Consider the following 23,712-nt stretch of genomic DNA (forward strand, 5'->3'; position numbering starts at 1 on the left):
TCGGCTCGCGGACGTCTGCGTCGCCCCTGCTCCGCCCGATGCCAGGCGCTGGTTCGGCGACATGAGTAATAATCCGTCGGCCGCGCAGGAAGCCGGTGAGTTATTCGCGGTTGCCGGGTAGAAATCATGAACGGAAACGAAGGGCCCAGTGCGTCAAGAGGTTTCTCGCGACGTCGCCGAAGAGCGCCAGGTGTTCGTATGTATCGAACACTCTGAGGTGTTCCGCGATATCTCGGCTGTCCTGGAAAACTATGCGTCCGGTAAACGTCTCCACCGTGGTCAGGCGGTGGTCGTAGACGGTGAACATATTCATGGGTCCGCGACATGTCACGGAACTTGTGGGAAGTAATCCGATGCGCACGTTGGGCGGATGGGACAGAGAGATAAGGCGGTCCGCCTGCACTGCCATTCCGGCCCGGTGAAGCAAGGGCCGGCGCACAGCCTCTTCTGTCAGCAGGAACGTGAGCGACTTGGTGGTGTCGTAGAGAACGGCTTGTCTTTCCAGCTTCCTCGCCAACGTCACCGACTTGTCGCCCGGCGATCCGCTCAGGCCGGCGCTCATGTATTCAGGGGTCGCGAGGAGGCCCGTCACCATGGCGGGCAAGAAGTAACGCAGAACCGTAGCCTCCGATTCCAGGCAAGCCAGCTCTGCTTGGCGCTTCTCCAGGCCCCTCCTGCGTGACGTCCGCTCGGCGCCTTCGTCTCCCTGGCCTGCAGCCTGATCTGCTGGAGACGCCTCAAGAAGACCCGCACATGATCGTGTTGCGAGCTCATAGGCGAATCAGGCTGATTCCGATCCGCGATGGCTTGTTCTGCACCCCGAACTTCCTGCACGTCAACAAGATGAGGGTTGCTGAACATTCTCGCTCTCGGCAGAGTTGCCGCGAACCACACGCACCAACAACCACGGCGAGTCCGAGAATGGTTGGCCGAAATTTTCACCGACCGATCCTTCGCAGAACTGACCAAAGGAACTCGCCTTCATCGCATAGAGAGGTTCCGCATGAACTGGAAGAAGAAGTCCGCAGCCGCTCTGTCCGTTCTCGCACTCGCGGGCAGCGGGATGATCATGTCTGCAGCACCCGCCTCGGCCGCGCCGGCTGCCTCCGCCCCGGCCGCAGGGGACTGCCCGAGCGCCCGCCTGTGCATCTACGATGACACCAACTTCAACGGGGACCGCATCACCAGCGCCAGCACCAACGCCTGCTTCACCCCCTGGAACACCATTCCCTTCGGCAGCATCCGGTCGTATGTGAGCAATTCCCCTGTCACGGCCAAGGTGTGGAGATACGGCGCCAGTGGTTACACGGCGGTTCGCACTCTGCCGGCAGGCGGATTCAGCAGCGACATCGGAGCACCGGTCGGGGGAGGCCCGAACGACAAGGTCTGCCTGGGTTCCGCTACCCCCTGAACCACACATCACCAGCGCCACGAATTTCCCGGGCCACGGAAAGTGCAGCGGAATATCTGACCCGTAGCGCGATCGCGTGATACCCGCTCCAGTGCCCGGCCCTGAGCACCTCGCCACTCCGGCAGCTCAGGGCCGGGCTTCAGCATGCCGACGCCTCATAGCCCCTCACCGAATCAAACAGGAGACAGCGCCCGCATGCCCTTCATAGCGAGACTTGCCCGCACGGCACTCATCGCCGTTCTCGCACTGACCCTGGTACCCCTGTGGTCCGCGCCGGCAGCCGCGGGCTCCGGTAGCGTCACCCGTCTCACCCTGGCCGCCGACACCGACATCCCGCGAGGTGTCACGGTGGACCTGCTGCGGAGGACGATGACCTTGACCGCAGGGGAAAAGCGTCACCTTCGCGGCCGACTGGAAGCGACGAGCACCACGACCGGCATCGTCGGCCTCACCCAGCGCATCCGGTGCCTCAACGCCTCCGGAAGCACGGTGCCCGTCGTCGCTGCTTCGGCTCGCAACCACGAGGGCAGCGACACCACTTCCTACGCGAAACCCGGCCATCTCCCGCTCTACGCCGACCTGCTCTTCACGGCACCCGCCACAGGTGTCTACACCTGTGTTCTCCAGGGCACCGCATACTCGACGCTACCGGGGACCTACCACCTGACCGCAGTGGCGGGGAGCACCTGGCTGGAGACGGACGACGCAGATCAGCGCGGCGCGCACTGGTGGCAGAACGGTGCCTGCGAGAGTGCCGACACGGCAGGGGACTGCACATATGTGGGGGACGGGTCCGCAGACCCGGATGCATGGATCTTCTACAACGACGGAACGCCGGTGCACAAGTGGCAGGCTCACCCGGACGCGGTCACGGTTTCGGCCCAGGCCAACGTTGAATTGACGACGTGCTACCAGGGAACCGCGTCGTGTGCGAGTGACATGCATGCCTACCCGCGTGGCCGAAACGCGGTCGTGCACACGCGCTTCGAGCTCGTACAGCTCAATGCCGCCGGCCGCGCCTGCCGGACCCACCAGTTCGCCGCGGACCGAACCATCACCGATGACGCACACCATGCGGTCGGCTACTCCAAGCTGTCCGACATCCGCATCGACCAGGCCTGCGGATCCCGTTCGTTCCTTCTGCGCGTCTACGTGAACCACGTGTCCGGCCAAACCGTCAAGGTCGACGGTGTCCAGAGCGGCGTCACCTCACTCACCAACGGGATTGCGTTCAACAATTTCCGCTGATGTCGAGCGTGGTGTCCGACGCAACGCGTGCGGATCGTCGCCGGTCTCTCCTCGGCCTGGCGAACTATGCCTTACCGCGAGCCTTCCCCGGCAGGGCCGTCATCAGCCGGACGCCGCGGGCATCTGTGCATGTTCATCATCGAGCACGACATGGGGCAGGACGATCAGAAGCCCTTCGACGTGCCGAACCCAGGTCGGCACCTCGAAGGCTTCCTTTGGACCAGCGTTCACATCACCGGTCGGCGGGGCCTGCCGGGGCGGCCTGCGACAGATGGGATGCCGTCGACCAGGGCGAGGGTCTGGGTGACGTCGTTGACGTTGGCCGCGGTCGTGATGACTTTGAGGCCGCGTTCAGCTCAGCGAGCAGGACCCGATGCGGTTGGCCGAAGACTCTTGCCTTCTGCCACCGGTCCAGTCGGCGCCAGCTCGTCTGTCCCGAGCCGAACCCCAGCTCCAGGGGCAGGAGTTGCCAGGCTACGTCGTTGTAGAGGGCGAACAGGATGCCTGCAGGCAGAGCCGGTCCGACACCGTACGCGGCCCCGGAGACCGCTCCGGCCACGGCGGCAGCAACGGCTCGATCAGCGCCCACGAGTCGTCGTCCACGATCCACGGTCGAGTACGCACACCATCACGAACGGACGAATCGTCACACCGGTCGCGGCCAACCAGCACACTTCAACAAGATCGTGTTACGAGCTCTCAGGAGTGCTGGCGGCGCCGGGGCTCGACGCGGTCGCAGCAAAGCCCCACCCGTGCTTGCACGGTGGGGCTTTGCCCTGCCGGCTCGGGCGGCTCAGACGGTGCCGAAGTCTCCGGCGCGGACGCCTGCCACGAAGGTGGTGAACGCGGTGGCGGGGACGGTGAGGGCCGGGCCAGCCGGGTTCTTGGAGTCGCGGACGGGGACGATGCCGTGCGGGGCGGCGAGGTTGGTGGCGACCTCGACGCACGCGCCGCCGTTTTCGCTGTAGGAGGACGTGAACCAACGGGGGGTCTCGGTTGTCACGGGGTGCCCTTTCGCAACTGCCTGAACATGTCTACGGACGCGGCCTGGGAGGGGGCCAAGGCCTGCATCCGATGGTAGGCCGTCAGATGCTGCACCACCGAGCCACTTTCGCGCTCCAGATAGCCCTGCTGCGCCGACTCCGCGTACGACATGAGCGAGCGGTCGGGCATGGTCAGGATGTAGAGCGGCAGGCTGAACGGCCGGTGCTCTCCCATGGCGAACGGCACCACCTGGATCACGGTGTTGGGCTGCTCCGCGAACTCGATGAGGCGGTCCATCTGCGCCTTCATGACCTCCGGCCCGCCGACCGGCCGGAGGAGGCAGCTCTCGTCCAGCAGCGCGAAGACCAGCGGCGGCTTCTCCCTGACCAGGGCCGCCTGGCGTTCCGCGACCAGAGCGACCCGCTCCTGGGCCTGGTCCGCGGTGATCACTTGCCGCTTGATGACACTGTCCGCCAGGACCGTCGCGTACTCCGGGGTCTGGAGCAGCCCCGGGATGACGCCGACCTCGTACAGCCGGATCTCCGCCGCCCGGCGCTCGTAGTTGAGGAACTCCGGGAAGCCCTCCAACAGGCTGCCGTGCTTGATCTGGCTCAGCTCGCGCTCGAACGACGCCTCGGTGCCGGTGAGCCCCAGCGCCCGGTCCGTACTACGCGAAAAGCGCAAGGTCGCGAGTTTGCGACCAGTTTCCACGGACGAGATGTGCGTGCTGGAGTAGCCGTTGTGGTTGCCCAGCTCCTCCTGCGTCCAACCCTGCTTCTCCCGTAACTCGCGCAGACGTGCACCGTAGGCTGCCTGCGCGGAGCTTTCCGGGTTCAAATCCTTGATGTTCACCGGCCCCACCCCCGATCTTCCGTGCCGAATAGGCAAGTTGAATGCCTCCTCACGGTAGGTCACGCTGAATCGCCCCGGTAGTCATACGGCTACAGAGAGGAGCGACAGGTGTATGGCGAGAACGTTTGCCCGAACGCGCAGCAGCCTCCCGATCTCCCGGCCCTCGGCGCGCTCATGGTGGACGCCGGTCACGGCGACCGTGTGGGCGAGTTCCGCGGGGTCGCCGGCGCCCGCTGGTCGCTGCGGCCTGTGGGCGGCGGAGTCGAGTGGGAGGCCGAGCCGCACCTCGTCCGGCCCGCGCTCCTCATAGAGCAGCTCCGGGCCAGGACCGCCCGTCTCAACGCCCGTAGCCGGGGTGAGGTCCTGTGAACGCCCGGCAGCGGCAGCCTACTTGGTACGTTGCCGAGAGCCACGGCGGCGACGCGGTGCGATCCGTCCGGCTCGGCGGCGTCCTCGTACCGACACGGCGGCTGGCGCTGCGCTGGCTGCGGCGGCAGGCCCGGCGCTTCGCGGACGCGCTCGATCCGGACCCGTACGCCTCGTGGGTTCCGGGCCGTGCGCTGTACCCGGTCGGCGCGGCCGGCCCGCGCGACGCACCTGCCGAACTCCGTTTCTGGGTAACAAGCTTCCGTGAGCACGACTACGCGCTGGGGCGTCTCGCGGACGGGCTGCCGTACGAGTTCGTCGCCCGGGACGCCGCGTCCTGGTACGGACTGGTCATGCGCCCTCTGGTCGCCGCCGCCCGCACCCCTTCCCCTTCTCACTGGCAAGGATGAGCGCCATGTTGCAGTGCACCGCCTTCACCGAACTCCCCGAGATGGGCGCACGGGTCGCGCTCATGGGTTTGGAGGACGAGCCCGGCGAGGCGGCGGAAGCCCCCGAACTGGACGATTTCCTGCTGTGTGAGCTCGGCGAGCACGAGGAGACGGTCGAGCACGCGGCCCAGCTCCCCTCGGTGTCGGCCTCCGGCGGGCGTGACCTGTGGATGTTCTGGACCGATGGCGACGGACGCCGGAAGTTCCGCTTCGCCGAGCTGCTCCCGTGCCCGGCCGTGATTCACCGGCTGTCCGTGCAGGACGGCGACGCCTGCGTGCTGTACGACCGGCACCCGGCCACCCACTCCTGGGACGTGACGGATCCGCTCGCCGATCTGATGGCGGAGCGGATCAGGGAGGACGTACGGCGCGACCGGGAGGGCGGCCCGGGTTAGGGGGCGTCCGGCGGATCAGGGCCGGACACCTCCTAGGGGCGGGCGACGACAGCGGATCTTGGGTGGGCGGCCGGGGCCGGCGTCGACGCAACGGCCCTCAGACGACGTCGAATTCGTTGCCCTCGGGGTCCTGCAGGGCGACGGCGTAGAACCCCGTGTCCGGCTCGTCCTTGATCCGCAGCACGGTCGCGCCGGCGGTGACCAGCCGTTCCGCGGTGGCCTTCACCCGCTGGGTGCGGACGTCCAGGGGGACGTCACGGCCCCCGCCGACCTTCAGGTCGAAGTGCCACCGGTTCTTGGCGGCCTTCGGCTCCGGAACCTGCTGGAACCACACCCTCGGCCCTCGTCCGGCGGGATCGATGATCGACTCCGGAACGTCCCCGGCACCGGCTGGCAACTCCTCATCGGGCACCCCCGTCGACGCCCAGTACGCACGCCACGTGGCGTGCCCGCCCGGCGGGGGCTCGGGGACGTAGTTCAGCGCCTCGGCCCAGAAGGCCACCATTCTCTGCGGATCGGAGCAGTCGATCGTCAACTGCACGGTCATCTCCACGGGCTCCACGGTCTCCACGGTCTCCATGCCTGGAACATCCCAGGCGGGTCTGACAGCCGGTCCACTTCAGGCAGGTGCCCGGTGACCGCCGTCGTAGAGATCTGCCGATCGGCAGATGTGCGGACGCGTCCCGCGCGACAGCCTTGATCCCCGAGGGCAGACACCGCTTCGCGCGGCAGCGGAGCCTGCGGAACCGGAGACCAGGAGGACCGCCATGCCGGACACCGAAACCGACACCGAATCCGACACCGAAACGCCGGCCGGGGAGACCTCCCCGCGGACCACCCCCGGAGACCGCCGTCCACGCTGGTGGTCCGGCTGGCCGGACTGGTCCGGACACCTGGCGGTCGTCTGGTCGGCGCTCTACGGCGCGGCGGCCCTGTACTGGGCGTTCGGCGGGGACGGTTACCCCTTCGGCCGGGTCCACGAGGACCGGTCCTCCGGATCGATCCTGGAGCCGAGCCGGGCCGAGGTGGTCGCCCCGGTGCTGGCCGTGTTCTGCGCGCTCGGCGTCGTAACCGGCCTTCTGATGCTGAGGCGGCTCGGAAGCGGCCGGGTCCGCAAGGCCCTGCTCGCCTACGGGTGGGCGGCCGGCATCGCCCTGACCCTCCTGATCCCCGACTACTCGCTGCTCGGGCTGCTGGCGTTCTCGCCGGCGCTGCTCGTGTTCGTCTTCACCGGTGTGCCGGGCCCCCAGGACTTGGGGGACATCCTGTACTGGCACCGCGGGAACCTGATGATCGTCTTCGTCGGCGGGTTGCTGTGGGTCGCCGCGACCCTCGCGTACCAGCGGCGCACCGACGGCCGCTGCGTGTACTGCGGCCGGGCCCCGCACGGCCCCGGCAGCGCCTCGGCCGACCCTGCCATGCTGCGCACCTGGGGCCGCCGGGCGGTCTGGGTGGCCGTGCTCTCGACCCTCCCGTACGACATCACCCGTATCGCCTGGTACTTCGACGTGCCGCTCGGCATCACCGACGCGTTCCTGAAGGAGATGCGGGACACGCCGAACATGCTGGAGATCGGGCTCGGGCTGGGTGTGGTGTCGACCCTGGGCAGCCTGCTGATGCACGGGCTGATCGCCCGGTGGGGCGAGGTGTGGCCGCGCTGGGTGTGGTGGAAGAAGGGGCGGACGATCCACCCGGCGACCGCCGTCGTGCCGGCCGGGTTCGTCGCGGTGGTGCTCATTCCGGGCGGCCTGATGGCGGTGCGCGGCTTCGAGCTCACCTCTTGGGGGGTCACCGGCCCCGCGATCCTGTGGGTGGTCTGGGGCGCGGCCCTGGGCGTCGCCACCTACCTGTACTACCTGCGGCGCCGGGGCGTCTGCCGCAGCTGCGAGCAGGGGTGACCTCAGTTGTACGAGACGCCGGCCACGCCGCTCTTCTTCTCCTCCTCCTACTCCTTCGACTCGACCCGGCCGAACGCGTCCGGCCCCGACGTCAGCTCCTCGCGGGCCGTCCGCCAGGCGGTGTCGTCGGCGTACAGCGTGCTGCGCAGGTAGGCCCAGGTGAGGCGGGCGACCGCGGCCACGCGCGCCGGGCTCTCGTCGGTCGTCTCGGCGACGTCGTATCCGGAGATCCCGCCGAGTCCGTGCTCCGCGCCGAAGAGGGTGAGCAGGGTCTTGGGGCCGGGGGAGAGGGCGTACGGGTCGGTGTGCCAGGCCGGGCCCCGGTTCGTCAGATGCCCGGACTCGTCCTTGTCGCCTGCGACCACGAGTGCGGGCGTCGCCATCCGGGAGGAGTCCGCAGTGGTGAGGAAGGGCAGCATCTCGGCCATGGCCGGCACGAGGGCGTCGCCGCCCCGGCCGGGCGCGGCCAGCAGGACGCCCGCGCCGATCCGGGAATCGGCCAGGTCCACCTCCGTACCGTCGTCCGGATCGATGAGGCGTGCGCCCAGCAGGAGGCCTGCGGTGTGGCCGCCCATGGAGTGCCCGGCGACGGCGATCCGGTCCCGGTCCAGGCGGCCGGTGAGCCCGGGCACCGCCGCCTCGATCTCGTCGAGCCGGTCGATGAGGCGCGATATGTCCTCGGCCCGGGAGCGCCAGTGCATGGGCGCGCCGGGGGTGTCGGCCGGCAGCTTCAGCGTCGTCGAGCTGAGGTGGGTCGGCTGGATCACGGCGAACCCGTGCGCCGCCCAGAAGCTGACGAGCGGTGCGTAGCCGTTGAGCGAGGAGAGGTTGTTCGAGTGGCCCTGGCCGTGCGAGAGCAGGATGACCGGGAGCTTGCTCTCGCCGGTCAGGGCGGTCAGGGGTACGGAGACGCGGACCTGGAGGTCCACGGCCCGGTCGGGGGCGGGCAGCGTCACCGGGGCGACGGACAGGACGGGGGAGGCGGGCCCGAAGGCATCTGTGGTGCGGGGCGTGGACGTGCTCATGGAGAGTTCCTTCCGGGGGCCCTGCCACGGGTCCGAACGGCGGCGGGGCAGGGGAGTGGAAGCGTCCGGCTTCGGCTAAAGTGAAGCGGAGCGTTGTTCCATTTACGATACGGAGCGCTGTTCCGCTTTGTCAACGGCGATGCCCGGCGACGGCGGTACGGGCGAGGAGAGGGGTGTGCGGTGGCTGGCGCCGATGAAGCCGGAGGGGCGTCCGCCCGACCCAGGCGGGCCGACGCGGTGCGCAATCAGCAGACGCTGCTTGCCGCCGCCGCCGCGGTGTTCGTGGACTCGGGGGTCGACGCGCCGATCCGTGAGATCGCCAAGCGGGCCGGGGTCGGCATGGGCACGATCTACCGGCACTTTCCCACCCGGGCGGACCTGGTGGTGGCCGTCTACCGCCACCAGGTCGAGGCCTGCGCCGAGGCGGGTCCGGCGCTGCTGGCCGAGGAGGAGTCTCCGTTCACCGCGCTGGAGCGGTGGGTGGACCTCTTCGTCGACTTCCTGGTCACGAAGCACGGCCTCGCCGACGCGCTGCGCTCGGACAGCGGCGGCTTCGAGGCGCTGCACGCCTACTTCCTCGACCGGCTGGTGCCCGTCTGCGGGCAGTTGCTCGACGCGGCGGTCGGGGCGGGTGAGGCCGGGCCCGGCGTCGAGCCGTACGAGCTGATGCGCGGGGTCGGGAATCTGTGCGTGGGGCGGGACGACGATCCGCGGTACGACCCGCGCCGCCTGGTGGAACTGCTGCTGCGCGGGTTGCGGCCCTAGGGTCTGTCGTCGTGGCTGCTCGGCGGCGACGGCGGTTTCAGTTCAGGCAGAACTCGTTGCCCTCGGGATCCGTCATCACGATCCAGCTCCCGCCCTGCTCGTCGTACGTGCGCAGCGCCCGCGCGCCCAGTGCCGTCAGCCGCTCCGCCTCCGCGTCACGCTGCCCCGGGGCGGAATGCACGTCGATATGGAGGCGGTTCTTGACCGTCTTCGGCTCGGGCACCCGCTGGAACAGCAGCCGCCGCCCCTGTCCCGTACCGCTGACCTCGTCGTACGGGTCGTCCGGGTGCCGGGCCGCCGCGAGGTCGAGCCAGGCGCGGCGGCCGTGGGCGTGGGTCGTGATGGCCTCGGGCACGGCTCCGGCCGCGAGGAGCTGCTCGACCAGCGGGCTGTTGTCCTCGACGAGATAGCCCAGGGTCTCCGCCCAGAATCCGGCCTGCGCGTGCGGGTCGGCGCTGTCGATCACGAGCTTCCACGACAGGGGCTGTGGCTGTGGCGGTGTTTCTGTCTCTGTTTCTGTCTCTGTCATGGAAACCGTTTATAGTGGTTACATGAGCGGAAGGGCAATGGACACGCCGGGGCTGTTGTTGCGGCATCCGGACGGCAGCTCGTTCCGGTTCGATCCGGGCGCGCTGTGTCTGGAGCTGCTGCCGACCGGGGGCCCGGGCCCCTTGGCGTACTTCGAGGTGCTGCACGAGCCGGCGGACCTGGTGCGCTGGGCGGAGGAGAGCCGGTTGCCGGGCGGGCTCGGCGAAGGCTCCGATTCCGGTTCCGGTTCCGGTCCCGGCTCTGGATCCGGCTCCGGTGGAGGACTCGCCGTGAGCGCGGCGGAGGTGGCGGACGCGCGGGCGCTGCGCGATGCGCTCTGGCGGCTTACGGAGAGCCGGGTGCGGGAAGAGCCCCCGGACCCGGACGATCTCGCCACCCTCAACGACGCGGCGGCGCGGCCGTCGTTGACGTCCCGGCTGACCGCGTGCGGCGAGCGGTCCTGGACGCCCGGATCAACCGGGACCGGGCTGCTGTCCACCGTCGCCCGTGACGCGGTCGACCTGTTCACCGGGGCGTACGCCCACCGGATCCGCGCCTGCGGCGCACACGACTGCCGCCTGCTGTTCGTGGACACCTCCCGCCCCGGAAAGCGTCGCTGGTGCTCGATGGAGCGCTGCGGCAACCGGCACAAGGTCCGGGCCCACCGCGCCCGGCTCGTCACGCCCGGCTCCCCGCCTCCGGCGGGAGAAGCCGTCGATTGACGAACGTCGACCGACGACAACGAAGGGGATCCGTCATGCCGACCGGACTCACGCAGGACGCCGGCTGGGAGATCGGCGTCTCCCGGACCATCCGCCGACCGCTGACCGCCGTGTGGGACTTCGTCGCCGGACCGGAGGGCGCCGCACTGTGGCTCGGCCTCGACGGCCCGCTGCCCACCGAGAAGGGCGCTCCGTACCGTACGACGGACGGCGTCGAGGGCGAGATCCGCAGCTACCGCCCCGGCGACCGGGTCCGCCTCACCCACGGGACCTCCACCGTCCAGGTCGCCGTGACGCCCGGCAGCTCCGAGGACCGGACCGTGCTCCGCTTCCACCAGGAGCGCCTGGCGAGCGCCGAGGAGCGCGAGGAGCGCCGTACGCACTGGAAGAGGGTGATGGACCGGGTCGAGGCCGAGCTGACCTGACCCGGCCGGGGGGCTACGCCTCGCCCGGGGGAGGGGCGGGACAGGCGGGGCAGGTGTGACGGTCGATCGCGCCCAGCAGACGCGTGGCCGCCGTGCGGACAGCCTGGGCGGGGTCGTCCGCGGGGCCCCCGGCGTCGGGCGTGTCGGATGCATCGGGTGCGTCGGATACGGCGGGTGCCTCGGGCGATCCCGTCACGGCGGCGAGTCGAACGGCCGTGGCACGCCCCTCCGCCACCGCCTCGTGCGCGGCGCGGGTCCACGCGGGGTGCTCGGGGTTTCCGGCGGCCAGGATCGTGGCGAGCAGGTCCAGCACACCCGCCCGGTCCCTGACCGTGTCCGTCGCCGCCAGCTCCCAGAGGAACGGCACCGTCGCCGCCGTCGAGTCGAAGACGGGCGGAGTGCCGATCCACCGCTCCAGATCGTTGAGTGCCTCGTCCGAGGAGGGCGCGTCGCCCCAGGCGATCCGCGACAGCACGCCGGGAACCTGGGACGCGGAGCCGTACGCGTGCTGCAACTCGTGCCAGCGCACGTTCCTCATGGCCCCCAGGACAGTCCCCATCCGGGCACTCAATCAGCCTTTACCGCACGGCGTCCACCATGCCGGGCGACCGTTCCGGGGACCGGCCCGGTCCGTGGAGCCGGCGCAGATACTCCCGTACGGAACGGGCGTCATCCGCGGGCGCGACAACTCCCACGTGGTGGTCGGGTCGGACGACCACGAGGGTGCCCGCGCCCGTACTGCCGGAGGCCCCCGTTCCGTACGCGGCGGCCGCGTGACCCGCGTCGTCGACCACCGAGCCGGGCATCGCTCCGGCCCGGTGCTCGTGTGCCGCGTACACCCGGCAGGTCCGCACCCCGGCGTCGCCGTACCCGTCCGCCACCTCGCGCAGCACCGCCGCGCTGCCCGGGCCGAAGCCGAGGACCGTGGTGCGGGGGCCCGCGAAGAGGCGGTGCAGCCGGGTACGGGCTCCGGTCGCGGCGTCGGCGCAAGGGGCGTCCGGGGCCCGGTCCCCGGGCAGCGGGGCCGGACCTCCGCCGTCCGGCGCACGGTCCCCGGGCCGCGGGGCTTCGGCGGGGCCCGGGGCCAGGGAACTCCAGCGGTAGCCGACGCCCAGGCCGGTCGTGTCCGGGGTGATCGCCGCGTCCAGGCCGCCGCCGGGCCGGCGGATCGCCTCCAGCGTGGCCCGCAGCCGGTCCGAGGTGAGGTCCAGGGTCCGCGCGGCCACCGGAAGCCGCTCCTCCTCGTACGTGTCCAGCAGCTCCGCGCCCGCGTGACCGGCGAGCACCAGGCCCAGCTTCCAGCCCAGGTTGAACGCGTCCTGGATGCCGGTGTTCATGCCCAGGCCGCCCGCGACGGCGTGCACGTGCGCCGCGTCGCCCGCGAGGAGGACCCGTCCGGCGCGGAAGCGGTCCGCCATGCGCACGTTGACCCGGTACGTCGACAGCAGCTCGGCCCGCGTCAGGGCCCGGCCGGGCAGCGCGGTGTGGCGGGCGAGCAGCCGCCGGAACCCGTCGGCGGTGGGCGCGAGCGGCCGGCCGGACCCGTCCCGCTCCGGCCCGGCCTGGAACCACCAGCCCGTCCGCGTACCGGGGATGGGGCAGAGCATGACCGCGCCGTCCGTGTCGAACCACTGGTGCCAGCGGGTACGGTCCAGGGCGCCATCGGCCAGGTCGACATCGCCGCAGACCATCACCTGGTCCTCGGCGGTGGTCCCCTCGAACCCGATCCCGAGCAGCTTCCGTACGGAGCTGTGGGCGCCGTCGCACCCGACGACGTACCGCGCGCGTTCCGGCCGGCCCTCCGCGAACGTCACGTCCACGTGCCGCCCGCCGGTCCCCTCCGCCAGCCCCACGACCTCGCGGCCCAGCTCGACGCGGAGGCCGTACCCGGCCAGCCGCTCCCGCAGGATCTCCTCCAGCCGCCATTGGGCGATCAGCCACCCCCGGTCGTAGGGGACGTCCGGGGTCGGTGCGGAGTCCGCCCACGGATCGGTCTCCGCGACCGGGAGGCGGTCGCGGTACTTGAGCATCGGCAGCGGGGCCGAACCGGCGGCGAGGACCTCCTCGACCACCCCGAGATCGTCCAGGATCTCCAGGGACCGGGGGTTGGGGCCCTTGGCGCGCGAGGTGCGCGGCGGTGCGGCGGACCGGTCCACGATCCGCACGGCAACGCCGCGCCGGGCCAGATCGCAGGCCAGCACCAGCCCGGTGGGCCCCGCTCCCACGACGAGTACGCCGGTCATCCTCGTGCTCATGTCCATGCCCGTGCCCATGCCTCTCCTTCGGTCACGCTTCTCCGGCGTCCCACGGGACCAGAAAAACGTAACCAAGTAAGAAAAGCAACTAGGTAACTTTTTATTTCCCGGAGTCCGATGCCGCCGGGGTCGGGGCCGGGGTCGCGGTCGCCGGAGCCGAGAGGTCCGGGGTCGCGGCCGCCGGAGCCGCGGCCGCCGTCGCCAGCAGCTTCACCGCCAGCGCCCGGTTGCGCCGCGCGGTGCGCAGCGCGTCCCAGGTCAGCAGGGACAGGGCGAGCCAGACGAGGGCGAACCCGGCCCACCGCTCGGGCGGCATCGCCTCGTCGAAGTAGAGGACGCCGAGTCCGAACTGGAAGACCGGGGCCAGATACTGGAGCAGCCCCAGTGTGGAGAGCGGCACCCGGATCGCCGCCGCGCCGAAGCAGATCAGCGGGATGGCCGTGACGATGCCCGTCGCGGCGAGCAGGAACCCGTGCCCCGCGCCCCCGGCCGTGAACGTCGACGCGCCGGTGGCGGTGAGCCAGAGCAGGAAGCCGAGCGCGGGCACGAAGAGCACGGCGGTCTCGGCGGCCAGGGACTCCAGGCCGCCCATGTTCACCTTCTTCTTCACCAGGCCGTACGTCGCGAAGGAGAATGCCAGCACCAGCGAGATCCAGGGCGGCCTGCCGTACCCGATCGCCAGGACGAGGACCGCTGCCAGGCCCGTGGCCACTGCGGCCCACTGGACGGGCCGCAGCCGTTCGCCCAGCAGCAGGACGCCCATGGCGATGGTGACCAGCGGATTGATGAAGTAGCCGAGTGAGGCCTCGATGACGTGACCGCTGTTCACGGCCCAGATGTAGAGGCCCCAGTTCAGTGTGATCGTCGCCGCCGCGACCGATATCAGGCCCAGCTTGCGCCGGTCGCGGACCAGTTCGCCGATCCATTCCCAGCGGCGTACGGCCAGCAGGGCGACGATGACGACGGCCAGCGACCAGACCATCCGGTGGGCGAGGATCTCGATCGCCCCGGACGGCTTGAGCAGCGGCCAGAAAAGCGGGACCAGGCCCCACATCCCGTACGCGCCGATTCCGTACAGCAGGCCTGCCCGCTGTTCGTTCTTCCCCTCCACGTGCCCTCCCGGACCGCCACCGCGCCGGCGGATCCGCCGACGGCACGACGGTAGCGCCGGAACGGCTTCGTGTCATAGCCGTCTCACGGAAACACTCATGACAGTGCTGAGTGCGGCGAGGTGGAGCCGGGGCCGGGGCCGAGGCCTGGTCCTGGGCCGGGAGCGGGAGCGGGAGTGGGCCCGGGAGCGAGGGTGCGTCGGGGCTCAGGCGGTGGACAGGGCGGCGCGTACGGTCTCGGCGAGGGGCGTCGTCGGGCGGCCGATGAGCCGGGCGAGGTCCCCGCTCGTCCCCGCGAGCCGGCCGCGCCCGATCGCCTCGTCCACGTCGACGAGGATCGCCGCGAAGCCTTCGGGCAGCCCCGCGCCGACGAGGATCTCCTGGTGCACGGCGGCCGGGACGTTGTTGTACGCGATCGTCTCGCCGGTCAGCCCGGACAGCAGCGCCGCGTACTCCGCCAGCGACCAGGCGGTGTCGCCGCTCAGCTCGTAGGCGGTGTTCAGGTGGCCGTCGCCGGTCAGCACGGCGGCCGCGGCGGCGGCGTAGTCGGCCCGGGTGGCGGAGGCGATACGACCCTCGCCCGCGTTGGAGACGACCGCGTGGTGCTCCAGGACCGGGGCCAGGTTGGCGGTGTAGTTCTCCGTGTACCAGCCGTTGCGCAGGAAGGTGTACGGCAGCCCGGAGTCGAGGATCAGCCGCTCGGTCGCCCGGTGCTCGTCGGCCAGCGCGAAGTCCGCGTCCGGTCCGCCGAGGATGCCGGTGTACGCGAGCTGGGCGACGCCCGCCGCCTTGGCCGCGTCGATGACCGCGGTGTGCTGCGCGACGCGCCGGCCGACCTCGCTGCCGGAGATCAGCAGCACCCGGTCGCCGGACCGGAAGGCTCCGGCGAGGGTCTCGGGGCGGCTGTAGTCCGCGATGCGCAGCTCCACGCCCCGGGCGGCGAGCGCGGCGGCCTTCTCCTTGTCGCGCACGACCGCGACGACCTCGCCGGCCGGGACCGTGGTCAGTAGGGCGTCGACGACGAGGCGGCCGAGTGCGCCAGTGGCTCCGGTGACAACGATGCTCATGAGGGGCTCCGATTTCGCGGTGTTTCGCTTACGGTCACGACCCTACGGGAAGCGCTAACCCAGAGAAAGTGCCCACTTTGAAGTAAGGTACTGCCATGGCGGTGAGTAGGGCAGTAGGTGCGGCAGTAGGTGAGGCAGTGAGTGCGATCGAGGGCGTCAAGCAGCCCATGTGCCCGTCCCGGCTGATCCTGGAGCATGTGACGAGCCGCTGGGGCGTGCTCGTTCTGGTGGCGCTGCTGGAGCGCTCGTACCGCTTCAGCGAACTGCGCCGGGAGGTGGGCGGCGTCAGCGAGAAGATGCTGGCCCAGACCCTTCAGGCGCTGGAGCGCGACGGGTTCGTCCACCGGGACGCGAAGCCGGTGATCCCGCCGCGGGTGGACTACTCGCTCACTCCGCTCGGTGTCGAGGCCGCCGAGCAGGTGTCGGCGCTCGCCCGCTGGACCGAGCGGCAGGTGGACGCGGTGCAGTCGGCGCGCGAGGCATACGACGAGGCCCGGGCCTGATCCTGCGGGGATCGGGCCCGGGCCCCGGTGGAGCGCGGACGGAACTCTCTTCGGCTCAGCCGATGACCGTCCAGGTGTCGTTGCCCGCGAGGAGCGAGCCGAGGTCGCCCTTGCCGTCGCGCTCCAGGGCGGCGTCGAGCTGGTCCGACATCAGCGTGTCGTAGACGGGCCGCTCGACGCTGCGCAGCACCCCGATCGGGGTGTGGTGCAGCGTGTCCGCGTCGGCGAGCCGGGACAGCGCGAACGCCGTCGTGGGCGACTCCGCGTGGGCGTCGTGGACGAGGACCTGCGAACGGTTCTCCTCCGTGACGGCCACCACCTTCAGATCACCGGTGGCCGGATCGCGCACGACGCCCTTGGGCTCCTGGGAGCCGAAGAGGATCGGCTGCCCGTGTTCGAGTCGGATGACGGCCTCGGCGGCCTGCTCCTTGTCCTTGAGGACCTCGAACGCGCCGTCGTTGAAGATGTTGCAGTTCTGGTAGATCTCCACCAGTGCTGTGCCCGAGTGCTCGGCCGCCGCGCGCAGCACGCTCGTGAGGTGCTTGCGGTCGGAGTCGACCGTCCGCGCCACGAACGTCGCCTCCGCGCCGATGGCCAGCGACACCGGGTTGAAGGGGGCGTCGAGCGACCCCATCGGCGTCGACTTGGTGATCTTGCCCAGCTCGGAGGTGGGGCTGTACTGGCCCTTCGTCAGCCCGTAGATCCGGTTGTTGAACAGCAGGATCTTGAGGTTGACGTTGCGGCGCAGGGCGTGGATGAGGTGGTTGCCGCCGATGGAGAGCGCGTCGCCGTCACCGGTGACCACCCACACCGACAGGTCGCGGCGGGAGGTGGCGAGCCCGGTCGCGATGGACGGGGCCCGGCCGTGGATGGAGTGCATCCCGTAGGTGTTCATGTAGTACGGGAAGCGGGAGGAGCAGCCGATGCCGGAGACGAAGGTGATGTTCTCCTTCGCCAGGCCCAGCTCCGGCATGAAGCCCTGGACGGCGGCGAGGACCGCGTAGTCGCCGCAGCCGGGGCACCAGCGCACTTCCTGGTCCGACTTGAAGTCCTTCATGGACTGCTTCGCCTCGGCCTTGGGCACCAGCTGCAGCAGTTCGTTGTGCCGCAGTTCGTCGGTGTCAGGCATCGATGGCCTCCTTGAGGGCCGTGGCGAGCTGCTCGGCCTTGAACGGCATTCCGTTGACCTGGTTGTAGCTGTGGGCGTCCACCAGATACTTCGCCCTCAGCAGCATCGCGAGCTGGCCGAGGTTCATCTCCGGCACGACGACCTTGTCGTAGCGCTTCAGCACCTCGCCGAGATTCTTCGGGAAGGGGTTGAGGTGGCGCAGGTGGGCCTGGGCGATGGGCTGCCCGGCCGCGCGGAGCCGGCGTACGGCGGCGGTGATCGGCCCGTACGTCGACCCCCAGCCGAGCACCAGTGTGCGGGCCTCGGCCGGGTCGTCGACCTGGAGGTCGGGGACCTCGATGCCGTCGATCTTCGCCTGGCGCGTGCGGACCATGAGGTCGTGGTTGGCCGGGTCGTAGGAGATGTTGCCGGTGCCGTCCTGCTTCTCGATCCCGCCGATGCGGTGCTCCAGGCCGGCCGTCCCGGGGACTGCCCAGGGGCGGGCCAGGGTCTGCGGGTCGCGCTTGTAGGGCCAGAAGACCTCGGTGCCGTCGGCCAGGGTGTGGTTCGGCCCGGTGGCGAACGGCGTCTTGAGGTCGGGCAGCGAGTCCGTCTCCGGGATCCGCCAGGGCTCGGAGCCGTTGGCCAGATAGCCGTCGGAGAGCAGGAAGACCGGGGTCCGGTACGTCAGGGCGATCCGGGCCGCGTCGATCGCGGCGTCGAAGCAGTCCGCCGGGGTCTGCGGGGCCACGATCGGAACCGGAGCCTCGCCGTTGCGCCCGTACATCGCCTGGAGCAGGTCGGCCTGCTCGGTCTTGGTCGGCAGCCCGGTCGACGGGCCGCCGCGCTGGATGTCGATGATCAGCAGCGGCAGCTCCAGGGAGACCGCGAGCCCGATCGTCTCCGACTTCAGCGCCACACCGGGGCCCGATGTCGTGGTCACACCCAGCGCCCCGCCGAACGCCGCACCCAGCGCCGCACCGATCCCCGCGATCTCGTCCTCGGCCTGGAAGGTCCGCACACCGAAGTTCTTGTGCCGGGACAGCTCGTGCAGGATGTCCGAGGCCGGGGTGATCGGATACGAACCCAGGTAGAGCGGCAGGTCCGCCAGCTGCCCGGCGGCGATCAGGCCGTAGGACAGGGCGAGGTTCCCCGAGATGTTGCGGTAGGTGCCGGTGGGGAAGGCCTGCGACGCCGGGGCGACCTCGTAGGAGACCGCGAAGTCCTCGGTCGTCTCGCCGAAATTCCACCCGGCCCGGAAGGCGGCCACGTTCGCCTCGGCGATCTCCGGCTTCTTCGCGAACTTGGCCCGCAGGAACGCCTCCGTCCCCTCGGTCGGCCGGTGGTACATCCACGACAGCAGTCCGAGCGCGAACATGTTCTTGGACCGCTCGGCCTCCTTGCGGGGGAGCCCGAACTCCTTCAGCGCCTCCAGCGTCAGCGTCGTCAGCGGCACCGGGTGGACGTTGTAGGCCTCCAGCGAACCGTCCTCCAGCGGGCTGGTCGCATACCCCACCTTCGCCATCGGCCGCTTCGTGAACTCGTCGGTGTTCACGATGATCTCCGCGCCGCGCGGTACGTCGTCGATGTTCGCCTTCAGGGCGGCGGGGTTCATCGCGACCAGGACGTTGGGGGCGTCGCCCGGGGTCAGAATGTCGTGATCGGCGAAGTGGAGCTGGAAGGAAGAGACTCCCGGCAGAGTGCCTGCGGGGGCACGGATCTCGGCCGGGAAGTTCGGCAAAGTGGAGAGGTCGTTGCCGAAGGAAGCGGTCTCCGAGGTGAACCGGTCACCCGTGAGCTGCATACCGTCACCCGAGTCGCCCGCGAAGCGGATGATCACCCGGTCCAGGCGGCGAACTTCCTTCCCGTCGCCGCCCGTGGTTCCCGTCGTACCTGACAGGGGGGCCCGCTGGCCCCCGAGGACGGCGTCATTGGCCTCATCGGCCTTCTCTGCCGCGCTACTGACCTGGCTCGTCACTGAACTGGACCTCCCTTGGGGCGGCGGTTCGGAACCGTCCGGCCAGCCGGCGATCCCAGAGGCCACCCTACGTCCGCGTAGGTGGCCTTCCAGGGACCGATCATATGGTGGACGCCGTTTTGAGACACCCTTTTAGTAAGGCTTGTCACGTTTTGCCAGCCCTCGATCATGGGTCGGAGATGCCCGCCCCCTGAGTCTTTTGGCCTAGGCCGCTCGCTCTCCCGTCGCCCCCTCGGCCCTCTTCCCTCGCGCCCCTCCTCGGCCCTTCCTTGGTCAGAGGTGCCCGTCCGGCGAGTGCCGGACACCCCCGGGCCTGCACCGCACCCCCGGAGTGCCCCCGAAGTGCTCCCGGAGCACCCCCGAAGCGCTCCCGAGCGCTTCCAGTCGCCTAATCGCCTGGTCGCCCAGGCGTCCGGGTGCCCAGGCGTCCGGGTCCTAGCCATCTGACAGAGTGTCAGATAGCTAGGAATTCAGGTAGGTCAGCACCGCGAGGACGCGCCGGTGGTCGCCGTCGCTGGGGGAGAGCCCCAGCTTCAGGAAGATGTTGCTGACGTGCTTCTCGACCGCCCCGTCGCTCACCACGAGCTGCCGGGCGACCGCGGAGTTCGTCCGGCCCTCGGCCATCAGACCGAGGACCTCCCGCTCGCGCGGAGTCAGCCCCGCCAGCACGTCCTGCTTGCGGCTGCGGCCCAGCAACTGCGCCACCACTTCCGGGTCCAGCGCCGTCCCGCCCTGCGCCACCCGGACGACGGCGTCCACGAACTCGCGGACCTCGGCCACCCGGTCCTTCAGTAGATACCCCACCCCGCGGCTGCTGCCGGCCAGCAGCTCGGTGGCGTACTGCTCCTCCACGTACTGGGAGAGGACCAGCACCCCGATACCCGGGTAGTCCTTCCGCAGCCGCACCGCAGCGCGCACCCCCTCGTCGGTGTGCGTCGGCGGCATCCGCACATCGGCGACCACCACATCGGGAAGCGCCTGCTCGGCGTCGAGCTCCGCCACGGTCTTGAGCAGTGCCTCCGCGTCCCCGACCCCCGCGACCACGTCGTGCCCGAGATCGGTGAGCAGCCGGGTGAGCCCCTCCCGGAGCAGGACCGAATCCTCGGCGATGACCACGCGCACCCTGTTCTCCACGTTCTCCACGACTGCGAGTCCCCCACTGTTCGAATATGCCGCGTTCCCCGCGACCCCGCACGCACCACGCCCTACGATCTGCGCGCCGCGCCCCGTCGGTTCAAGCATCCCAGGACCCGGAGACGGATGGGGGGCCTGTGGACAACCCGTACGCGGGTGGGGCGGAGCCCCGGAAGCAGCCCGGGCGGAGCCCCGGGAATCAGCCCCGCCAGGGCAGCTCGGCCGTGACCGTCGTCGGGCCGCCGGCCGGGGAGTCGACCACCAGGACCCCGTCCACCGCGTCCAGCCGCTCCGTCAGCCCGGCCAGGCCGCCGCCCGAGGCAGGCGACGCCCCTCCTCGGCCGTTGTCCGTGACCTGGAGCATCAACCGGTCGGCCGCCCGCCACACATCGACCGTGGCCCGGGTCGCACGGGCGTGCTTGCTGATGTTCTGGAGGAGCTCCGAGACGGTGAAGTACGCGATCCCCTCGATGGCCTGCGCGGGACGCGCGTCCAGATCCACCTCGACGGTCACGGGCACGGTGCAGCGGGAGGCGATGGCGGAGAGCGCGGCGTCCAGGCCCCGGTCGGTGAGGACGGCGGGGTGGATGCCGCGGGCCAGGTCGCGCAGCTCCTGAAGGGCCACCTTCACCTCGCCGTGCGCTTCGTCGACCATGCGGGCGGCGGCTTCGGGGTCGTCGGTGAGCTTCTCCTTCGCCAGGCCCAGATCCATGGCGAGGGCGACCAGGCGGGCCTGGGCGCCGTCGTGGAGGTCGCGTTCGATCCGGCGCAGGTCGGCGGCGGCGGTGTCCACGACCACGCCCCGGTCCGACTCCAGCTCGGAGACACGGGTGGCCAGCCGGGACGGCCCCAGCAGCCCGGTGACCATCAGCCGGTCCACCGACAGCAGCCCCCGCACGATCCACGGTGCCGCCATCACCAGCACCAGGCCCACTGCCCCGGTCGCCGCCAGCTCCAGGGGCGAGTTCAGATACTCCTGGTGGGTGCGGTCCCCGTACACCTGGATGCCGTCCTGCCCGGCGAACATCGGGAAGAGCCAGAACCACAGCGGGTACGTCAGCGCCATCAGACCGTACGTCCAGAACGTGATCGCGACGACGAACGTGAATACGGCCCAAGGGAAGTGCAGCAGCGTGTACAGCAGGTGCCGCCAGGACACCCCGCTCTTGAGAACCGCGCCCATCCAGGACATCGGGCCGCCGGTCTTCCCCCGCACCCGTTCCGGATCCGCCACCTCCACCCGCAGCAGCGCGCGCGCCCGGTGCCGCTCCAGCGCCCCGAAGCCCCGGCAGACGGCGAGGCCGACCGCGAGGACCGGTATCCCGATGAAGGTGACCAGCAGGCCCGCGCTCAACGACGTCATGGTGACCGCGAAGACGAACATCGCCGTGGCCAGCGGGAAGCTCAGCAGCGCGTAGAGCAGCTCGCGCCAGGCACGGGCCTCCAGGGGCGCACGCAGCGGCGCGGGGAGGAAATGCTTCACCGGGGTCTTCGCCCCGAAGCCCGGGGCGGAACCCTCGTGCTCCCGGTCCCGCGTGTCCGGTCCGTATGCCGTGGCCATGAGTTCCGTCCGTTCCGTCTCTGTCTCAGTCTCTCGATGGGCAGTGCGTGGGGTGCGCGTGGGCTGTGAGTGGGGTGCGCGTGGGCAGTGCGTGGGCTGCATGTGGGGTGCGCGCCGAGGAGGCGCCGGAGGGGGCCCGTCACCACGGACCGTTCTTCCCCCGTTCTCCCTCCAGGGTGCTGGCCGGCGGCCTTCCGCACCATGAGGTCCCTCTCCGTATCCGACCGGGGGTTTTCCCTACCCCCGGCCGGCCCCTGCCCCGCCGCCCGCCGCCGCCGGCGGCGCCCCCGGGGCCCGGGGTGGCAGCGCCGCGGGCCGGGGCCGCCCCCCCCCCCCCCCCCCGGCCCGTGCCCGGGATCAGGTCAGCCGGTGTGTTGACATCGTTTCCCACTCCGCCCGCGCAGGGACCACCGGGAAGCGGGTCCGGTCCAGCAGGCCGAGGTAGGCGGCCTCGCTCTCGGGGCTGGGATCGCAGCCCAGCTCCTCCGCCAGGACGACGCGCAACTGCTGGTATATCCGCAGGGCTTCGGCCCTGTTGCCGGCCAAGCGGTGCGCGGTCATCTGGCAGCGGTAGGCGCTCTCCCGGAACGGAGCCTGGCGCACCGCCTCCGCGGCATAGCGCAGTGCATGGTGGGTGTCGCCGAGAGCGGACGAGGAACTGCTCGCGGTCTCCAGGGCCGAGACCCGCAGGTCCTTGAGGTGGCGCCGGACGGACTCCACCCACTCGCCCTCGTGGGAGGCGAGGAAGGGCCCCCGCAGCAAGGGCACCGCAGTGGCGGCGAGCCGCTGCGCGGTGCTGTGGTCGCCCTCGCGGTGGGCGGCAGCGGCGGTGAAGGCGGCCTGTTCCGCGCGCTCCACGTCCAGCTGGGCGTCCTCCGGCAGGTGCAGCAGGTAGCGTCCGCCGCGTGCGATCACCGTCGGCTCGGCACCTGCCCCCTCCGAGAGGGAGGTTCTGAGGCGACTGACGACACTGCGTAAAGCCGAAGCCCACGTGCTGGGCAGACCGTCCGGCCATATGGTGTCGGCAAGTTGCTCCCGACCTATGCCAGATGGGCGTTCCAGGCAGAGCCGGGCCAGGGCTATCTGTGCCTGATGACTGGCCAGCACCCTTGGGGCTTCGGATTCATGTTCGATGGAGACGAGGCCGATAAGCCTGATGAGCACGATCGATCCCCCCAGTGAGAGGTTGAGGCGACTTCCCCGGCGGCATGGGTGACGGAAGTCGACTGTCTGGCAGTGCGTGCGGTTCCGTGCGTGGGCCCAGCGTGTGGCTCGTGCGTCGGGTGATGCACGTGGGGATCCCGTGGGAGGACTGCGGTGATCCGGAAGGAGCTTGGTCAATTCTTCTCCACGGCTGAGTAAACAGCATTCTCGTTCAAAAAGGGTGTGTGTCAACTACCCCGTAAAGTTGCATCAGTTAACGCCCGGTGAATCGGAAGGCCCGGTGCATGCAAATCCTCTGACGACTGTTTGATCTTGCTCCCTTGTTGCGTCCCGATTGCGAGAGGGCCGTTGAATTCGAGGCGCATCAGATTCGTTGCACCTGTGTGCAATGGCAGTCACCAATGAGAGGACGGCCGATGGCATCCGCAGCGTGGGGGAGAATCGCGCCCAGACTGGAGGCGACGGGGCGGCGCGTGGCGTCGCTGGAGTGGGAGCCCGAGCGCCGCAACAGCTTCGTCCCCTACACCGCCGAGCGCGACACGGCCTACGTCGACCTCGACGGCCGGCGGCTGCTGATGATGTCCGGCTACAGCTACCTGGGCCTGGCCGGGGACGAGCGCGTCGTGGGGGGGGGGCCCCCCCCCCCCCCCCCCCCCCCCCCCCCCCCCCCCCCCCGCCGGCCCCGGCCCCCCCCCCGCCGCCGGACTCGCGGATGACCGGGGCGGACTCGCCGGTGATCGCGGATTCGTCGACGGAGGCGACGCC

The 23,712-nt window shown here is 70.4% G+C and carries 25 protein-coding genes; 10 read left to right on the forward strand and 15 right to left on the reverse strand.

Going from position 1 to position 23,712, the window contains the following annotated elements:
- Positions 1-124 precede the first annotated feature (124 nt).
- Entirely contained in the window at positions 125-667 is a 543-nt protein-coding gene (locus JS521_RS02220) for a DUF5753 domain-containing protein (protein ID WP_307847743.1), read from the reverse strand.
- A 336-nt stretch (positions 668-1,003) separates the two neighbouring features.
- On the opposite strand from JS521_RS02220, the gene JS521_RS02225 reads away from it, so the two are divergent.
- Together JS521_RS02225 and JS521_RS02230 are read left to right on the forward strand one after the other, a co-directional pair.
- The gene (locus JS521_RS02225) at positions 1,004-1,411 is read left to right on the forward strand and encodes a peptidase inhibitor family I36 protein (RefSeq protein ID WP_205081010.1); all 408 of its coding nucleotides are present in this window, start codon (positions 1,004-1,006) and stop codon (positions 1,409-1,411) included.
- A gap of 195 nt (positions 1,412-1,606) precedes the next feature.
- Entirely contained in the window at positions 1,607-2,659 is a 1,053-nt protein-coding gene (locus JS521_RS02230; RefSeq protein WP_205081011.1) for a hypothetical protein, read from the forward strand.
- 793 nt (positions 2,660-3,452) lie between these two features.
- Here JS521_RS02230 and JS521_RS02235 read toward each other — a convergent pair.
- Both JS521_RS02235 and JS521_RS02240 read right to left on the reverse strand, forming a co-directional pair.
- Positions 3,453-3,662: a DUF397 domain-containing protein gene (locus tag JS521_RS02235; protein WP_205081012.1), complete on the reverse strand. Its 210-nt coding sequence runs from the start codon at positions 3,660-3,662 to the stop codon at positions 3,453-3,455.
- Positions 3,659-4,495 carry a helix-turn-helix domain-containing protein gene (locus JS521_RS02240; RefSeq protein WP_205081013.1) on the reverse strand — a complete coding sequence of 279 codons (837 nt, stop codon included), beginning with the start codon at positions 4,493-4,495 and terminating at the stop codon, positions 3,659-3,661. The genes JS521_RS02235 and JS521_RS02240 overlap by 4 nt, the downstream gene beginning before the upstream one ends.
- 108 nt (positions 4,496-4,603) lie before the next feature.
- Here JS521_RS02240 and JS521_RS02245 point away from each other — a divergent pair, with 108 nt between their 5' ends.
- The 3 genes from JS521_RS02245 to JS521_RS02255 are packed head-to-tail and all read left to right on the forward strand — an operon-like array spanning position 4,604 to position 5,705.
- Positions 4,604-4,864, forward strand: coding sequence for a hypothetical protein (locus JS521_RS02245; RefSeq protein WP_205081014.1), 261 nt, complete (start codon positions 4,604-4,606; stop codon positions 4,862-4,864).
- Positions 4,861-5,271, forward strand: coding sequence for a hypothetical protein (locus JS521_RS02250; RefSeq protein ID WP_205081015.1), 411 nt, complete (start codon positions 4,861-4,863; stop codon positions 5,269-5,271). Before JS521_RS02245 ends, JS521_RS02250 begins: the two co-directional genes overlap by 4 nt.
- A gap of 5 nt (positions 5,272-5,276) precedes the next feature.
- On the forward strand, positions 5,277-5,705 hold the full coding sequence (locus tag JS521_RS02255; protein WP_205081016.1) for a hypothetical protein: 429 nt from the start codon (positions 5,277-5,279) through the stop codon (positions 5,703-5,705).
- 97 nt (positions 5,706-5,802) lie between these two features.
- Here the strand turns inward: JS521_RS02255 and JS521_RS02260 are convergent, their stop codons facing one another.
- Positions 5,803-6,258, reverse strand: a complete 456-nt coding sequence (locus JS521_RS02260; RefSeq protein ID WP_205081036.1) for a VOC family protein — start codon at positions 6,256-6,258, stop codon at positions 5,803-5,805.
- A 214-nt stretch (positions 6,259-6,472) separates the two neighbouring features.
- Here JS521_RS02260 and JS521_RS02265 point away from each other — a divergent pair, with 214 nt between their 5' ends.
- Positions 6,473-7,603: an NYN domain-containing protein gene (locus JS521_RS02265; RefSeq protein ID WP_205081017.1), complete on the forward strand. Its 1,131-nt coding sequence runs from the start codon at positions 6,473-6,475 to the stop codon at positions 7,601-7,603.
- A 47-nt stretch (positions 7,604-7,650) separates the two neighbouring features.
- Here JS521_RS02265 and JS521_RS02270 read toward each other — a convergent pair whose 3' ends face one another.
- A complete protein-coding gene (locus tag JS521_RS02270; protein ID WP_205081018.1) occupies positions 7,651-8,628 on the reverse strand; it encodes an alpha/beta hydrolase family protein in 978 nt (325 codons plus the stop codon).
- A gap of 180 nt (positions 8,629-8,808) precedes the next feature.
- Here JS521_RS02270 and JS521_RS02275 point away from each other — a divergent pair, with 180 nt between their 5' ends.
- Complete coding sequence (locus JS521_RS02275) at positions 8,809-9,393, forward strand: TetR/AcrR family transcriptional regulator (protein WP_205081019.1); 585 nt, start codon at positions 8,809-8,811, stop codon at positions 9,391-9,393.
- Positions 9,394-9,430: 37 nt separating this feature from the next.
- On the opposite strand, the gene JS521_RS02280 is transcribed toward JS521_RS02275, so the two are convergent.
- The gene (locus JS521_RS02280; RefSeq protein WP_205081020.1) at positions 9,431-9,922 is read right to left on the reverse strand and encodes a VOC family protein; all 492 of its coding nucleotides are present in this window, start codon (positions 9,920-9,922) and stop codon (positions 9,431-9,433) included.
- A 22-nt stretch (positions 9,923-9,944) separates the two neighbouring features.
- On the opposite strand from JS521_RS02280, the gene JS521_RS02285 reads away from it, so the two are divergent.
- Together JS521_RS02285 and JS521_RS02290 are read left to right on the forward strand one after the other, a co-directional pair.
- A complete protein-coding gene (locus tag JS521_RS02285) occupies positions 9,945-10,643 on the forward strand; it encodes a CGNR zinc finger domain-containing protein (protein WP_205081021.1) in 699 nt (232 codons plus the stop codon).
- A gap of 35 nt (positions 10,644-10,678) precedes the next feature.
- Positions 10,679-11,068 carry an SRPBCC family protein gene (locus tag JS521_RS02290; RefSeq protein ID WP_205081022.1) on the forward strand — a complete coding sequence of 130 codons (390 nt, stop codon included), beginning with the start codon at positions 10,679-10,681 and terminating at the stop codon, positions 11,066-11,068.
- 13 nt (positions 11,069-11,081) lie between these two features.
- Here JS521_RS02290 and JS521_RS02295 read toward each other — a convergent pair whose 3' ends face one another.
- From JS521_RS02295 to JS521_RS02310, 4 genes are all read right to left on the reverse strand, one after another.
- Positions 11,082-11,627: a hypothetical protein gene (locus tag JS521_RS02295; RefSeq protein ID WP_205081023.1), complete on the reverse strand. Its 546-nt coding sequence runs from the start codon at positions 11,625-11,627 to the stop codon at positions 11,082-11,084.
- Between the two features lie 19 nt (positions 11,628-11,646).
- On the reverse strand, positions 11,647-13,311 hold the full coding sequence (locus tag JS521_RS02300) for an FAD-dependent monooxygenase (protein WP_205081037.1): 1,665 nt from the start codon (positions 13,309-13,311) through the stop codon (positions 11,647-11,649).
- 112 nt (positions 13,312-13,423) lie between these two features.
- Positions 13,424-14,434, reverse strand: coding sequence for an EamA family transporter RarD (gene rarD, locus JS521_RS02305; RefSeq protein WP_205081024.1), 1,011 nt, complete (start codon positions 14,432-14,434; stop codon positions 13,424-13,426).
- A 204-nt stretch (positions 14,435-14,638) separates the two neighbouring features.
- On the reverse strand, positions 14,639-15,499 hold the full coding sequence (locus tag JS521_RS02310) for an SDR family oxidoreductase (RefSeq protein WP_205081025.1): 861 nt from the start codon (positions 15,497-15,499) through the stop codon (positions 14,639-14,641).
- Between the two features lie 95 nt (positions 15,500-15,594).
- On the opposite strand from JS521_RS02310, the gene JS521_RS02315 reads away from it, so the two are divergent.
- Positions 15,595-16,002 (forward strand): winged helix-turn-helix transcriptional regulator, encoded by a 408-nt coding sequence (locus JS521_RS02315; protein ID WP_372448545.1) that lies wholly within the window; start codon positions 15,595-15,597, stop codon positions 16,000-16,002.
- 55 nt (positions 16,003-16,057) lie between these two features.
- Here JS521_RS02315 and JS521_RS02320 read toward each other — a convergent pair whose 3' ends face one another.
- From JS521_RS02320 to JS521_RS37325, 5 genes are all read right to left on the reverse strand, one after another.
- Positions 16,058-17,131 carry a 2-oxoacid:ferredoxin oxidoreductase subunit beta gene (locus JS521_RS02320; protein ID WP_205081026.1) on the reverse strand — a complete coding sequence of 358 codons (1,074 nt, stop codon included), beginning with the start codon at positions 17,129-17,131 and terminating at the stop codon, positions 16,058-16,060.
- A complete protein-coding gene (locus tag JS521_RS02325; protein WP_205081027.1) occupies positions 17,124-19,088 on the reverse strand; it encodes a 2-oxoacid:acceptor oxidoreductase subunit alpha in 1,965 nt (654 codons plus the stop codon). Before JS521_RS02325 ends, JS521_RS02320 begins: the two co-directional genes overlap by 8 nt.
- Before the next feature lie 462 nt (positions 19,089-19,550).
- A complete protein-coding gene (locus tag JS521_RS02330; protein WP_205081039.1) occupies positions 19,551-20,210 on the reverse strand; it encodes a response regulator transcription factor in 660 nt (219 codons plus the stop codon).
- Between the two features lie 211 nt (positions 20,211-20,421).
- Complete coding sequence (locus tag JS521_RS02335) at positions 20,422-21,783, reverse strand: sensor histidine kinase (protein WP_205081028.1); 1,362 nt, start codon at positions 21,781-21,783, stop codon at positions 20,422-20,424.
- A 357-nt stretch (positions 21,784-22,140) separates the two neighbouring features.
- Entirely contained in the window at positions 22,141-22,698 is a 558-nt protein-coding gene (locus JS521_RS37325) for an AfsR/SARP family transcriptional regulator (RefSeq protein WP_307847742.1), read from the reverse strand.
- Between the last annotated feature and the right edge of the window lie 1,014 nt (positions 22,699-23,712).

Source organism: Streptomyces durocortorensis, from assembly GCF_016901035.1.
GTDB classification, from domain to species: Bacteria; Actinomycetota; Actinomycetes; order Streptomycetales; family Streptomycetaceae; genus Streptomyces; species Streptomyces durocortorensis.

Excerpts from the sequence above, each read along its gene's own strand:
- JS521_RS02320 (WP_205081026.1), bottom strand. The coding sequence starts at position 17,131 with ATGCCTGACACCGACGAACTGCGGCACAACGAACTGCTGCAGCTGGTG.
- JS521_RS02290 (WP_205081022.1), top strand. The coding sequence starts at position 10,679 with ATGCCGACCGGACTCACGCAGGACGCCGGCTGGGAGATCGGCGTCTCC.
- JS521_RS02285 (WP_205081021.1), top strand. The coding sequence starts at position 9,945 with ATGAGCGGAAGGGCAATGGACACGCCGGGGCTGTTGTTGCGGCATCCG.
- JS521_RS02255 (WP_205081016.1), top strand. The coding sequence starts at position 5,277 with ATGTTGCAGTGCACCGCCTTCACCGAACTCCCCGAGATGGGCGCACGG.
- JS521_RS02335 (WP_205081028.1), bottom strand. The coding sequence starts at position 21,783 with ATGGCCACGGCATACGGACCGGACACGCGGGACCGGGAGCACGAGGGT.
- JS521_RS02295 (WP_205081023.1), bottom strand. The coding sequence starts at position 11,627 with ATGGGGACTGTCCTGGGGGCCATGAGGAACGTGCGCTGGCACGAGTTG.
- JS521_RS02280 (WP_205081020.1), bottom strand. The coding sequence starts at position 9,922 with ATGACAGAGACAGAAACAGAGACAGAAACACCGCCACAGCCACAGCCC.
- JS521_RS02310 (WP_205081025.1), bottom strand. The coding sequence starts at position 15,499 with ATGAGCATCGTTGTCACCGGAGCCACTGGCGCACTCGGCCGCCTCGTC.
- JS521_RS02230 (WP_205081011.1), top strand. The coding sequence starts at position 1,607 with ATGCCCTTCATAGCGAGACTTGCCCGCACGGCACTCATCGCCGTTCTC.
- JS521_RS02315 (WP_372448545.1), top strand. The coding sequence starts at position 15,595 with ATGGCGGTGAGTAGGGCAGTAGGTGCGGCAGTAGGTGAGGCAGTGAGT.
- JS521_RS02265 (WP_205081017.1), top strand. The coding sequence starts at position 6,473 with ATGCCGGACACCGAAACCGACACCGAATCCGACACCGAAACGCCGGCC.
- JS521_RS02270 (WP_205081018.1), bottom strand. The coding sequence starts at position 8,628 with ATGAGCACGTCCACGCCCCGCACCACAGATGCCTTCGGGCCCGCCTCC.
- JS521_RS02225 (WP_205081010.1), top strand. The coding sequence starts at position 1,004 with ATGAACTGGAAGAAGAAGTCCGCAGCCGCTCTGTCCGTTCTCGCACTC.
- JS521_RS02300 (WP_205081037.1), bottom strand. The coding sequence starts at position 13,311 with ATGACCGGCGTACTCGTCGTGGGAGCGGGGCCCACCGGGCTGGTGCTG.